Origin of the sequence: Allobosea sp. Leaf344, from assembly GCF_001426225.1 — a bacterium.
GTDB lineage: Bacteria > Pseudomonadota > Alphaproteobacteria > Rhizobiales > Beijerinckiaceae > Allobosea.
This window is the reverse complement of sequence record NZ_LMRT01000001.1, coordinates 1,239,498-1,252,636: the sequence shown is the minus strand read 5'-3', so window position 1 is coordinate 1,252,636 and position 13,139 is coordinate 1,239,498. Positions and strand designations below refer to the sequence as shown.

11 protein-coding genes are annotated in these 13,139 nt (G+C 69.1%); 1 reads left to right on the top strand and 10 read right to left on the bottom strand.

What is annotated here, in order from left to right; genetic code table 11:
- From ASG72_RS05595 to rimP, 7 genes are all read right to left on the bottom strand, one after another.
- Positions 1-1,443 (bottom strand): HAMP domain-containing protein (locus ASG72_RS05595; RefSeq protein WP_056709791.1); only part of this gene is annotated, 1,443 nt, incomplete at its 3' end.
- Between the two features lie 108 nt (positions 1,444-1,551).
- The gene (truB, locus tag ASG72_RS05590) at positions 1,552-2,502 is read right to left on the bottom strand and encodes a tRNA pseudouridine(55) synthase TruB (protein WP_056709789.1); all 951 of its coding nucleotides are present in this window, start codon (positions 2,500-2,502) and stop codon (positions 1,552-1,554) included.
- The gene (gene rbfA / locus ASG72_RS05585; protein WP_056709787.1) at positions 2,495-2,971 is read right to left on the bottom strand and encodes a 30S ribosome-binding factor RbfA; all 477 of its coding nucleotides are present in this window, start codon (positions 2,969-2,971) and stop codon (positions 2,495-2,497) included. The genes truB and rbfA overlap by 8 nt, the downstream gene beginning before the upstream one ends.
- Before the next feature lie 193 nt (positions 2,972-3,164).
- Positions 3,165-5,999: a translation initiation factor IF-2 gene (gene infB, locus ASG72_RS05580; protein ID WP_056709784.1), complete on the bottom strand. Its 2,835-nt coding sequence runs from the start codon at positions 5,997-5,999 to the stop codon at positions 3,165-3,167.
- Positions 5,999-6,739: an RNA-binding protein gene (locus ASG72_RS05575; protein ID WP_056709782.1), complete on the bottom strand. Its 741-nt coding sequence runs from the start codon at positions 6,737-6,739 to the stop codon at positions 5,999-6,001. Before ASG72_RS05575 ends, infB begins: the two co-directional genes overlap by 1 nt.
- Positions 6,740-6,754: 15 nt before the next feature.
- The gene (gene nusA / locus ASG72_RS05570; RefSeq protein ID WP_056709780.1) at positions 6,755-8,350 is read right to left on the bottom strand and encodes a transcription termination factor NusA; all 1,596 of its coding nucleotides are present in this window, start codon (positions 8,348-8,350) and stop codon (positions 6,755-6,757) included.
- 5 nt (positions 8,351-8,355) lie between these two features.
- Positions 8,356-9,039, bottom strand: a complete 684-nt coding sequence (gene rimP / locus ASG72_RS05565) for a ribosome maturation factor RimP (protein WP_082540096.1) — start codon at positions 9,037-9,039, stop codon at positions 8,356-8,358.
- 378 nt (positions 9,040-9,417) lie between these two features.
- On the opposite strand from rimP, the gene ASG72_RS05560 reads away from it, so the two are divergent.
- Positions 9,418-10,512, top strand: coding sequence for a DUF2336 domain-containing protein (locus ASG72_RS05560; RefSeq protein ID WP_056709778.1), 1,095 nt, complete (start codon positions 9,418-9,420; stop codon positions 10,510-10,512).
- Here the strand turns inward: ASG72_RS05560 and ASG72_RS05555 are convergent.
- The 3 genes from ASG72_RS05555 to ASG72_RS05545 form a co-directional block, all read right to left on the bottom strand.
- Positions 10,487-11,179 (bottom strand): tRNA (guanine(46)-N(7))-methyltransferase TrmB, encoded by a 693-nt coding sequence (locus tag ASG72_RS05555; RefSeq protein ID WP_056709776.1) that lies wholly within the window; start codon positions 11,177-11,179, stop codon positions 10,487-10,489. The two genes, ASG72_RS05560 and ASG72_RS05555, sit on opposite strands and share 26 nt — an antisense overlap.
- Before the next feature lie 102 nt (positions 11,180-11,281).
- Entirely contained in the window at positions 11,282-12,487 is a 1,206-nt protein-coding gene (metK, locus tag ASG72_RS05550; protein WP_056709773.1) for a methionine adenosyltransferase, read from the bottom strand.
- A 160-nt stretch (positions 12,488-12,647) separates the two neighbouring features.
- Positions 12,648-13,061 (bottom strand): helix-turn-helix transcriptional regulator, encoded by a 414-nt coding sequence (locus tag ASG72_RS05545; RefSeq protein WP_056709771.1) that lies wholly within the window; start codon positions 13,059-13,061, stop codon positions 12,648-12,650.
- Positions 13,062-13,139 lie beyond the last annotated feature (78 nt).

Genomic DNA, 13,139 nt, shown 5'->3' with positions numbered 1-13,139 from the left:
CGTCAGATCCCCACCCGCCACAGCCTGCAGGGATCGCGCGAATTCGGTCGTGGCGGAATCCACCACGGCGTTGATCTCGTTGATCCCCGCCACCAGCTTCTGCATCTGCGGATCGGCGTCGCCGATCTGGAGGCGGGCGGAAAAATCCCCCGCCGCGGCCGCCGCGACGATATCGGTCACGTCGGAGACGATGGCGTCGACCGATTGTGCCCTGGCGAGGCGCCGTTCGGCGGCGGCGCGCTCCTGCTCCTCCAGCATCTGGACCCGCGACAGATTCTCGCGATAGGCCTCGAGCGCGCTGCTCAGCGCGCCGACCTCGTCGGGGCAGGGGGCGGCCGGGACCGGATGGTCGACATCGCCGGCCTGCATCCGGGCCAGAGCGGCGTTCATCGCCACCAGCGGATTGGCCAGGCGCTTGCGCACGCCGCGCCAGCTCAACAGGCACAGCCCGATCAGCGCGAGCAGCAGCGCGCCGATCAGAGCGAGCCGGGTCATCGCCTGGCTGCTCTGCTCGGCCGTCGTCGCCAGCATCTCGTCGAGCGAGCCGGTGACGGCGGCGACGATCGCCGTGAACGGGCCGTTGCACAGGCTCGTCCAGTCCTGCGCCGCGATCACAGGGCCGCCGCCGGCGCCGAGCTTGGCGACGAGCTGGTCCATGGCCTGGTTGGCCGCCGTGACCTGCTGGTTGGCGGTGGTCACCTTGGCCGCCACGCTCGCCGGCATTCCGGGACTGGCGACGAGGCCCGCCAGAGTGCTCTGGGCGCTGGTGCTGGCGCCGCGCAATTCGCCGAAGCGCTGCATCTGCGCCGGGGTCAGCGCCTGGCCGGAGCCGAGCGCCGGCCGCAGCACCGAGCATTGCAGCCCATAGCTCGAGCGCATCTGCCAGCCGGCCGCCTTGATCGCCTGCAGCTCCGCCAGCACCGGATCCTCGCGCCGCACCGCCAGAGAGGCCGCGGCGGAGGCCTTGGTCAGGGCCGCCTCGATCTCGCCCACGGCATCGTACCAAGGCATGGTGGCGGCGAGGCTGCGCTGCGCCTTGGGCTTGGCCGCTTCGGCGTTGAGATCGCCGATGCGCGCTTCCATCGCCTTCTGCGCCTGGGTGATGGCCTGGACCAGCCCGGCCTGGCCCGGCAGATCGGCGGCGGTCAGCCTCGCGACCGCGCTGGCGACCTGCGACTGGCCGGTCGCCAGCACGGTGCGGATCGTCGCCGCCGCGTCATCCTCGGCCTGCAGGCTGGTCTGCACCTTGCCGCGGTCGGAGCGGATCGCATTGCCGCTGATCAGCAGCGCCCGGTCGGCCTCGACCAGCCCGGCCAGACGATGATTGGTGCGCAGATCCGAAATGGCGATGAAGCCGAGATAGCCGAGTGTGCCGAGAGCGGGGGCGCTGATCGCCACCATCGTCGCCAGCAGATAGCGGCGCACGGACGTCGAGAAGATCATGGGGAGCGGTTCCGGACAGGCGGCGTCTGCGGGCGCAGACGGGATAGACCTGTCGGATTATGTCCAGGACCGGTTAATAGGCCCTCAAGCCGGCAAACAGCCCCGTGCCTAGAGGTTGAACACCCTGTGCGGCACCAATTCGCCGCGATCGACCGAGCCGGTGGCGATCAGCACGCCGCCGGAGGTCGCATAGACGGCGTCGCTGTCGATCGGCGCATCGCGGCCGCGCAGCAGCACGCTCTGGCCGCGCTTCAGCCGCAGCATCCCGTCGCGGCTGACCGCGATCTCCGGGATCAGCGCCAGCGCGGCCTTGACCGGGAGCAGCGCGGCCTGCGCCTGGTCCGGCCCTTCGCGCAGCCGATCGACCGCGACGGCGTCGGCGATCGCGAAGGGTCCGACGCGGGTGCGCCGGAGATGGGCGACATGGCCGAGGCAGCCCAGAGCGAGACCGAGATCGCGGGCGATGGCGCGGACATAGGTGCCCTTGCCGCATTCGGCCTCGAAGGTCGTCGTCGCCCCGTCATGGCTGACGATGCGCAAGGCGTCGATCTCGACGGGCCGCGGCTCGAGCTGCACATCCTCGCCGTCGCGGGCGAGATCATAGGCGCGCTCGCCGGCGATCTTGATCGCCGAATATTTCGGCGGCACCTGCAGAATCGTGCCGGTGAAGCGCGGCAGCAGCGCCAGGATCGCCGCCTCCTGCGGCCTGGCATCGCTGGTCGCGATGACCTTGCCCTCGGTGTCGTCGGTCTCGGTCTGGGAGCCCCAGGACACGGTGAACTGATAGGCCTTGCGGCCATCCATGACGAAAGGCACGGTCTTCGTCGCCTCGCCGAGCGCGATCGGCAGCAGGCCGGAGGCGAGGGGATCGAGCGTGCCGGCATGGCCGGCCTTCTTCGCCGCGAAGGCGCGTTTCACCACGGCGACCGCATGGGTCGAGGTCATGCCGACCGGCTTGTCGAGCACCACCCAGCCATGGACGTCGCGCTTCTTCGGGCGCTGCGACGGGCTCTGGCGCTCGTCCGGCAGCGAAGCGGCATCGAGCGGCGCCTCACTCATCGGAGCTCTCGGCCTTGCGCGGCGCGGAGCCGGATGTATCGCTGTCGGGCGCCTCGCCATCCTGCGGCAGCCGCAGCGGCTGCTTCAGGATGTCCCGGCGCACCTTGTCGGAATAGAGCAGCGCATCGACCCGCTCGGCCTCGGCGAAGCTCTCATCGGCCAGGAAGCGGATATCGGGGGCGTATTTCAGATTGACCCGATGGGCGATCTCGCCGCGGATATAGCGCTTGTGATCGTTCAGCGCCTTCAGCACCGGTTTCACGTCACCGCCGCCGAGCGGCATGATGAAACAGGTCGCGAGCTTCAGATCGGGCGCGATCCGCACTTCCGGGACGGTGACGACATGCTTCGACAGCACCTCGTCATGGATGTCGCCGCGCGCCAGCATCTCCGCCAGCGCATGGCGCACGAGTTCGCCGATGCGCAGCTGGCGCTGGTTCGAGCCGGATGATCTTGCTGGTTTGGCCATGGTTCCAGGTCTCCGGGATCGGACCGGATGAGCGGTTCAGGGTTCTAGTCGGGCGTTCGACGCCGCGGCGGGACGAAAACATCCTCGCGGCGGCGCGAGAGACGCGACGCGGGAGAAGCGGCGCGAGAGGCGCAGGGGCCGGTGGTGGTCGTCCGGCGCCGCGCCGGCGCAGCTTCCGGACGACCGGCCCGTCTCACAGCGTCCGCTTGATCTCCTCGACGCGATAGCACTCGATGACGTCGCCGGCGCGCATATCCTGGTAGTTCTCGAAGGACATGCCGCATTCCTGGCCCGCCACCACTTCCTTGGCGTCGTCCTTGAAGCGCTTGAGCTGCGCCAGCTTGCCCTCGTGAACCACGACATTGTCGCGGATCAGGCGGACATTGGCGCCGCGCTCGATCGTGCCGTCGGTGACGCGGCAGCCGGCGATCTTGCCGACCTTCGAGACCGCGAAGATCTCGAGGATCTGGGCGTTGCCGAGCATGGTCTCGCGCAGGGTCGGCGCCAGCAGGCCCGACATCGCCGCCTTCACATCATCCACCAGGTTGTAGATGATGTTGTAGTAGCGGATCTCGACGCCAGCCCGCTCCGCCGCCTCGCGCGCTTCCTTATGCGCGCGGACGTTGAAGCCGATCACCGCGGCGCCCGAAGCCTGGGCGAGGGTGATGTCGGATTCGGTGATGGCGCCGACGCCCGACTGCAGCACGCGGGCGCGCACCTCGTCATTGCCGACCTTCTCGAGCGTGCCGACGATGGCCTCGACCGAGCCCTGCACGTCACCCTTGATGACGAGCGGGAACTCCTTGCGGCCGGCGCCCTCCTTGAGGTCGCGCATCATCTCGGCGAGCGAACGCCCGCCACCCGAGGCACCGCCGCGCGCGGCGAGGCGGTCGCGGCGCTGACGCTCGCGATAATCCGTGACCTCGCGGGCACGCGCCTCGGACTCGACCACCGCGACGCGGTCGCCGGCCTCGGGCGTGCCGTTGAAGCCCAGGACCTCGACCGGCATGGAGGGCGGAGCCTCCTTGATCTGCGCGCCGGTATCGGCGATCAGCGCCCTGACCCGGCCCCATTCGGCGCCGGCCACGACGATGTCGCCGGTGCGCAGCGTGCCGCGCTGCACCAGCACGGTCGCCACCGGGCCGCGGCCGCGGTCGAGCTTGGCCTCGATCACGGTGCCTTCGGCCGGACGGTCCGGATTGGACTTCAGATCGAGCAGCTCGGCCTGCAGGGCGATCGCCTCGAGCAGCTTGTCGAGATTCTTGCCGGTCTTGGCCGAGACGTCGATTTCCAGCGTCTCGCCGCCGAGCGACTCGACCTGGATCTCGTATTGCAGCAGCTCGGACCGCACGCGGTCCGGGTTGGCGTCGTTCTTGTCGATCTTGTTGATCGCCACGATCAGCGGCACTTTCGCCGCCTTGGCGTGGTTGATCGCCTCCACCGTCTGCGGCATCACGCCGTCATCGGCGGCCACCACCAGCACCACGACATCCGTCACCTTGGCGCCGCGGGCGCGCATCGCCGTGAAGGCGGCGTGGCCGGGCGTGTCGATGAAGGTCACCTTGGCACCGGACGGCGTCGTCACTTGATAGGCGCCGATATGCTGGGTGATGCCGCCGGCCTCGCCGGTGACGACATTGGTCTTGCGGATCGCGTCGAGCAGCGAGGTCTTGCCGTGGTCGACATGGCCCATGATGGTCACGACCGCCGGACGCGGCAGCAGCATCTCGTCGGTGTCGGGCGTGTCGAACAGGCCTTCCTCGACGTCGGATTCGGCGACGCGCTTGACCGTATGGCCCATTTCCTCGGCGACGAGCTGGGCGGTGTCTGCGTCGATCACGTCGGTGATCTTGTGCATTGCGCCCTGCTTCATCAGCAGGCGGATGACGTCGACGCCGCGCTCCGACATGCGGTTGGCCAGTTCCTGGATGGTGATCGTCTCCGGGACGATCACCTCGCGCATCACGCGCTCCTTGGCGACGTCGGAGGCGCGGTGGCCGGTCATGCGCTGGACACGGCGGCGGAAGGCGGCGACCGAGCGGGTCCGCTCGTCATCGCCTCCGGTCGCCGTCGACAGCGTCAGGCGGCCGCGCGGCTTCTCGCCGACCTTGGGAGTCTTGGGCGCGGGAGCGGGTGCGCCACGCGCGCCGGCCGGGCCGCCACCGGGGCGACGGAAGGCGGGACGCGCCTCGCCATCGTCGGGACGGCTGCGCGGGGCAGCGGTCGAGGGCGCCTGGCGCGTCGGGCGCACCACGGCCGGCTCGGCCGGGGCGGTGGTATCGACGGGACGCGGCGGCCGCGGGGAATCGAGGCGCGGCGGACGCGAATCCAGCCGCGGCGGACGGGCACCGATGTCGCGCATCGGGGTCCGCGGCGCGAAATCGCGCGGGCCGGACGGCGCGGGACGCGGGGCCTGGGCATAGGGCTGCGAGGCCGGAGCGGCGGGCGCCTGCGCCCCCGGGGCGGCGGGCGCATCGGTGGCGGCCGGGCGCGGCGCCTGCGGCTCGTCCATGCGCTGGCGGGCGGCGCTCTCGGCGCGGCGCTTGCGGTCTTCTTCCTGGCGCCGGCGCTCGTCATCCTCGCGCTGGCGGGCCAGAGCGGCCTCGCGCTCCTGGCGCTCGCGCTCGATCACGGCGGCGCGCTGGCGCGCCTCTTCCTCGGCCATGCGGCGGGCTTCCGCCTCGCGGTCGCGGGCATCGGCGAGGGCGCGCTGGCGGGCGTCCTTCTCGTCTTCCGACAAGGTGCGCAGCAGCATGCTGCCGGCAGGGCGCTGCGGCGGCGGCGGCGATGCCGGCGGGGCCGGACGCGGAGCGGCCTGCTGGACCTGCGGCTGGGGCGCGCGCTGGATCGGCGCATCCTTCACATCCGGGCCAGCGACGCGCCGCTTGACTTCGACGACGACCTGCTTGGAGCGCCCATGCGAGAAGCTCTGGCGAACAGTGCTCTGCTCGACAGGCCGCTTCAACGTCAGCGTCTTCGGGGGACTGACGGTCAAGGTCTTGTCGCCCGGGGTCTTGGTATCGCTCATTATGCTTTCGGTCCTGCCGCTTTCGGTCCTGCCGCTTCGGTCGTCTGGTCGTCTCTGTCGCCGGGCTCGGAAGCGTCGTCCGGTCCTGCGTCCCCGGCATCGTCCGTCCGGTAGCGGACGAGCCGACGCCAGCGGGAGAGGAAAGCCTCAGCCGCCGGTCCCGGAGCAAGCGCCGCATGTATCACATGTGGTCGCCCTAACGCCAATTCCAAATCAGTTGCCGCGAAAAATGATATGACCGGGATGTTTCGCGGCTTCAAACCCTCGGATTCCCGGGCCAATCCGGCCCGATGCAGCGCCTGGGACACCTTCCGGCGCCCATCCTCCGCTCCGTCGCTGGCTTCGATCACCGCTGCGCAGCGCCCCGCTCCCGCCATGGCCTCGACCTTGGAGAAGCCGGACTGCACCAGCCCTGCCTTGTTGGCCATGGCGAGCGCCTGCAGCGCGTCCCTGACCAACAACCTGTCGATCATCGCAGGCAAATCCGCCGGAACGATGACCTTCGCCTTGAGGCTGCGCTCGAAGGCCTTCCGTTTGACGGCTTCGGCGACCGTGCCGGCGCTGAGGCTCGTCCAGACGCCGCGCCCGGGCAGCTTGCGCCGCAGATCGGGCACGATCACGCCGTCGGGCCCGGCGACGAAACGGATCAGATCCTCGGGCGCCTTGACCGCGCGTGTGACGACGCAGCTCCGCTCCGGCCCGTCATGCCGGGCTTCCCGCAAGATCGCCGATCGTCCCATCGCCGCGATCCCCGATCAGGCCTCCGCGGCCTCGCCTTCCGCCTCGGGCTCCTCGATCGCGGCGGGCGCCTCGATCCAGCCGGCCTTGACGCGGGCGGCCATGACCATCGCCTCGGCATCCTGGCGCGACAGGTCGAACCCGTCGAGATAGCCGGCATGGCGGGTGGTCTCGCCATCCTTGCGCTCGGTCCAGCCGATGAGGTCGTCGGTGGCGCAGCCGGCGAGGTCCTCGACGGATTTCACGTCGTTCTCGCCGAGCGCGACCATCATCGCGGTGGTGATGCCCTCGACCTCGCGCAGATCGTCGGAGACGCCGAGCGCGCGGCGCTTCTCGTCATGCTCGGCCTCGATCGCGGCCAGATATTCCTGGGCGCGGTTCTGGATCTCGGCCGCCGTATCCTCGTCGAAACCTTCGATCGAGGAAAGCTCGGTCGGCTCGACATAGGCGACCTCCTCGACCGTCCGGAAGCCTTCGGAGGCGAGCAACTGGCCGACCGTCTCGTCGACGTTCAGCGCGTTCATGAAGATCTCGGTGCGCTGCAGGAATTCCTTCTGGCGGCGCTCCGATTCCTCGGCCTCGGTCAGGATGTCGATGTCCCAGCCGGTGAGCTGCGAGGCGAGGCGGACATTCTGGCCGCGGCGGCCGATGGCGAGCGAGAGCTGCTCGTCGGGCACCACCACCTCGATCTTGTCGGCTTCCTCGTCGAGCACGACCTTGGCGACTTCCGCCGGCTGCAGCGCGTTGACGACGAAGGTCGCGACGTCAGGCGACCACGGGATGATGTCGATCTTCTCGCCCTGCAGCTCGCCGACCACGGCCTGCACGCGCGAGCCGCGCATGCCGACGCAGGCGCCGACCGGATCGATCGAGGAATCGCGGCTGATCACCGCGATCTTGGCGCGGGAGCCGGGATCGCGGGCGACCGCCTTCACCTCGACGATGCCGTCGTAGATCTCCGGCACTTCCTGGCCGAAGAGCTTCGACATGAATTGCGGATGGGTGCGCGACAGGAAGATCTGCGGGCCGCGCGGCTCGCGGCGCACGTCGTAGACATAGGCCCGGGCCCGGTCGCCGACCTTGAAGGTCTCGCGCGGGATCATCTCGTCGCGGCGGATGATCGCCTCGCCGCGGCCGAGATCGACGAAGACATTGCCGTATTCCACGCGCTTGACCGCGCCGTTGACGATCTCGCCGATGCGATCCTTGTATTCGTCATATTGCCTGTCGCGCTCGGCCTCGCGCACCTTCTGCACGATGACCTGCTTGGCCGACTGGGCGGCGATGCGCCCGAAATCAAAAGGCGGCAGCGGATCGGCGATGATGTCGCCGATCTGGGCGGCCGGGTTGTGGCGCTTGGCCTCGTCGACGGTGATCTCGGTCGCGCCGTTCTCGACCTGCTCGACCACCTGGAGATGGCGGGCCAGGCGCAGCTCGCCGGTCTTGGTGTTGATCTCGGCATGGACGTCGGTCTCGGCGCCGTAGCGGGAGCGTGCGGCCTTGGCGATCGCGTCCTGCATCGCATCGACGACGATCTGCCGGTCGATCGACTTCTCGCGGGCGACGGCATCGGCGATCTGCAGCAGTTCGAGCCTGTTGGCGCTGACGACCATGGCGCTCACTCCTCTTCTTGGTTGTCTTGGGAATCCGCCGCGCGGGGCTTGCCCGGGCGGGGACCGAGGGATTTGCCGCGGCCCTTGCGGGGCGTGGCGATGTCATCGGCGGCCGGCATCTCCGGCGGCAGCCCGGCCTTGCCGCGCCGCAGCGATTCCGTCACGAGCGCATCGGTCAGGACGAGCCTGGCATCGTCGATCAGCCGCATCGGAATGGCGACGTCGCGCTCTTCCTCGCTCTTGGCGTCGTCGCGGGAGAGCAGGGCGTCACCGCCCTCGACGCCGCGCAGGATGCCGCGGAAGCGCTTGCGGCCGGCGACAGGCTCGCTGGTCTCGATCTTGGCGAGATGCCCGGCCCAGCGCGCGAAATCGCCGGCGCGCACCAGTGGGCGGTCGATGCCGGGCGAGGAGACCTCGAGATGATAGGGGACCTGGATCGGGTCGTCGACGTCGAGCGCCGGCGACACCGCCTGGCTCACCGCCTCGCAGCCCTCGACATTCATCGTGCCGTCGGGGCGCTCGGCCATGATCTGCACGGTGCAGCCGTTCTGGCCCGAGACCCGCACCCGCACGAGCCGGTAGCCGAGATCGGCGATCACCGGCTCGACGATCGCGGCGACGCGCGAGGCGACGCCGCCCTCGACGACGATGCGCTCATCCTGGCCGTAGCTGTCCGTCGGCTCGTTCATGGTCCGGTCGCCTGCCCTGGAGTTTCGACGCTCCAGCCGATTGAGTCCCTGAAATCCGGGCACGAGCAAGACGGAGATCGCCCGTCCCGGCACCGCGCCCGCTCCGGCGGGGCTGGGGCCAATAAAAAAGAGCGGGCCGGTGGGCCCGCTCTTGATCATCGGCATTCACCGAAACCAGAGCTGTTGGGCGCTGTTTAGTCCGGTTTGCCGGCGCATGCAAGATCTTCCGACGTCGCAGCGTCTGCCGATCCGGGATCGTGAGACGGCTCGACACATACAGTCGACGACAGTGGCGCGACAGTTTCCGAAGCTGCGCTAACCCGATGGTCATTCTTGTCAGCTAGGCTGCGCAAAGTTGCGTTGGACGGGATTGCTTGAATGAGTGCGGTGAATGCGCTGTTGCGCGACCTCGAAACGACGATGCTGCGCGGCTCCCAGAGCGAGCGCGCGCAGATCCTTTCGCGACTCACCGATCTCTTCATCAGCACGGCCGCGGCGATGGAGGACGAGCAGGTCAGCGTCTTCGACGTGGTGATCGGCCGCCTCGCCCGCGCCATCGAGGTCCGGGCCCGGGCCGAACTCTCCGAGCGGCTCGCGCCGGTGCCCAACGCGCCGCGCGGCGTCGTGCGCCTGCTGGCGCTGGACGAGATCTCGGTCGCCCGCCCCGTGCTGGTCGCCTCGCCCCGCCTCAACGACCAGGATCTGGTCGCGGTCTCGGCCGCCAAGGGCCGCGATCACATGCTCGCCATCACCGAGCGCCCCAATCTCGGCGAGCCGGTGACCGATTTCCTGATCCTGCGCGGCGGGCGCGTCGTCACCCATGCCGTCGCCGCCAATCAGACCGCCCGCTTCTCGCGCCATGGCATGGGGGTGCTGGTGATGCGCGCCGTGCAGGACGACGCGCTGCAGGCGACGCTCGGCTCGCGCAGCGACATCCCGCCGGAGTTGGTCGAGCAGCTGATGATCGCCGCCAAGAACGCGGCGCGCCGCCGGCTCAGCGCGACGCTGGAGCCGAGCGCCGTCAATGCCAGCGCGGTGGACGGCGCGGTGGAGCGCGGCGCCGAGGCGATCGGCGCCAAGGACCAGATCAGGGACGATATCGGCAAGGTCAGCGCCGCGCTGATCGAGATCAACCGGCTGAACGAGGCCGGCGAGCTCGACGAGGCCACGGTGGCGCGCTTCGCCGCCGACGGCGCCTCCGAACATGCGATCTGCGCGATGGCGGTGCTGGCTCAGCTCACCTTGCCCGCGACCGAGCAGATCATTCTGGGGCCGGATCGCGACGCGGTGCTGCTCGCCGCGCGCGGGCTGGGCTGGTCCTGGGAGACGACGCGCACGCTGATCGGCCTGAGGAAGGACCACGGCAAATCCGACGCCGCGATCGAGCGCGCGCGCCAGAGCTTCCGCAACCTCAATCTCACCACGGCGCAGCGCGTGCTCGGCTTCCTCAGGATGCGCGACGCACAGCCGTGAGATAGCTCGGCACCCGCCCGGCCGCGATCGCCTTGGCCTCGTAGCGGGTCCGTACCCAGCCGGGATAGGGACGGCGCCAATCCTCGGCGCGCTCGTCCGTCCAGTCGAAATCCGGCGAGGCGAGCAGCCGCGCCAGCGTCCAGCCGACATAATCGTCGATATCGCTGGCGAAGCGGAAGCGCCCGCCGCCGCGCAGCGCCCGCGCCAAGAGCTGCAGGGTCCGCTCCGAGACGAAGCGGCGCTTGCGCTGCCGCCGCTTCGGCCAGGGATCGGGATAGAGCAGGTCGATCGCGTCCAGCGAGCCCGCCGGCAGGCGCGGCAGCAGCAGCGCCGCATCGCCGTCCCAGAGCCTGATGTTGCCGAGCTTCTCGCGCTCGATCACGGCCAGGAACTTCGCCATGCCGTTGATGAAGGGCTCGACGCCGATGAAGCCGATCTCGGGGCTCTCGCGCATGCGCGCCAGCAGATGCTCGCCGCCGCCGAAGCCGATCTCGAGCCGTACCGCGCTCACCTTCCGGGCGAACAGCGCGGGCAGATCGGCGATCTCGCCCTCGGGCAGCCGCAGCCGCGGCAAGGTGCCCTGCATCAGGGCGCTCTGGCCCTCGCGCAGCGCCTTGCCCTTGCGGCGGCCGAAGAAGGCGCGGTCTGGATTATGCTCGTCTGTCATGCCGGGACTTTACACCAGGACCGGCGCTGCCGGCGGGGGGCACCAATGAAAAGGGCCGGGCTGCAGCCCGGCCCTCACCGAAAGCGGCGGCGCGCGGCCCGATCAGGCGACGGCCTTCTTCAGCGCGTCGATGAGATCGGTCTTTTCCCAGGAGAAGCTGCCGTCGCGGCCGGCCTTGCGGCCGAAATGGCCGTAGGAGGCGGATTTCGCATAGATCGGCCGGTTCAGCTGCAGATGCGTGCGGATGCCGCGCGGGGTCAGGTCCATCACCTCGGCCAGCGCCGTCTCGAGCTTCGCCTCGTCGACCTTGCCGGTGCCGTGCAGATCGACATAGATCGAGAGCGGCTTGGCGACGCCGATGGCGTAGGAGAGCTGGATCGTGCAGCGATCGGCGAGCTTGGCCGCGACCACGTTCTTGGCGAGGTAGCGCGCGGCATAGGCGGCGGACCGGTCGACCTTGGTCGGGTCCTTGCCGGAGAAGGCGCCGCCGCCATGCGGGGCCGCGCCGCCATAGGTGTCGACGATGATCTTGCGCCCGGTCAGGCCGGCATCGCCATCGGGACCGCCGATCACGAATTTCCCGGTCGGATTGACGTGCCAGACCGTCTCCTTGGTGATCCAGCCCTCGGGCAGGGTCTCGCGGATATAGGGCTCGACGATCTTGCGGACATCGGCCGAGGACAGGCTGTCGTCGAGATGCTGGGTCGACAGCACGATCTGCGTCACGCCGACCGGCTTGCCGTTCTCGTATTTCACCGTGACCTGGCTCTTGGCGTCGGGGCCGAGCTTGGCGGCCGGGCCTTCGCCGGAATGGCGGGCCTTGGCGAGCACTTCCAGGATCTTGTGCGCGTAATAGATCGGCGCGGGCATCAGCTCCGGCGTCTCGCGGCAGGCATAGCCGAACATGATGCCCTGGTCGCCCGCGCCTTCATCCTTCGTGCCGGCGGCGTCGACGCCCTGGGCGATGTCGGCCGACTGGGCGTGGAGCAGCACGTCGATCTTGCACGTCTTCCAGTGGAAGCCGTCCTGCTCGTAGCCGATCGCCTTGATCGCCCGGCGCGCGGCGGATTTGACCTTGCTCTTCATCGCCTTCTCGTCGAGCGAGGTGCGGACTTCGCCGGCGATCACGACGCGGTTCGTGGTGGCGAGGGTCTCGCAGGCGACGCGCACCTGGGCAGCGTCCATGCCGGACTTGGCGGCTTCCTTGAAGAAGAGATCGACGACTTCGTCGGAGATCCGGTCGCAAACCTTGTCGGGATGACCTTCAGCGACGGATTCGCTGGTGAAGAGATAGTTCTGGCGGGACACGGTTCTGAAATCCTTGCGACCAGGGCCTGGCTACCCACGGCAATCCGGTAGTCGGCTTGCCTCGGAGCGCGCCGTCTTTACAGCGGACAGGTTCGTCGTCAAGCGCGAAATCCGGCCTGAGGAAACTTCGTTCGTCCTGCCGAACAGGAATCGCTGGAAATCAGGCCTCCGGCGCCTCGTCCTCCGCCAGCGACTCCACAAGATCGATCAGCTTGCGGCGCACGCGGCTGCTCTTGATCTTCACGAAGGCCTTGGTCAGCTGCACGCCTTCGCTCGTCGCCATGAAGTCCGAGACATAGGCGGAGGAGGCGGCATCCGAGAACCCACCCTGCGGCATGTCCCCGGTCGGGGCGCCGTCGAAGAAGAAGGACACCGGCACGTCAAGCATCTTGGCGATCTGCTGCAGGCGGCTCGCGCTGATGCGGTTCGACCCCTTCTCGTATTTCTGCACCTGCTGAAAGGTCAGGCCCAGGGCTTCCCCAAGTTTCTCCTGGCTGACACCCGCCAGCATCCGGCGCATGCGGACGCGGCTGCCGACATGCCGGTCGATCGGATTGGGAATCTTCTTGATCATCGTTGGGTTGTCCTTGTTTCCGGCCGCGACCGCTGCCCCAGTGACCAACCAGGCTGCAGGCATGAAAATAGACTGTTC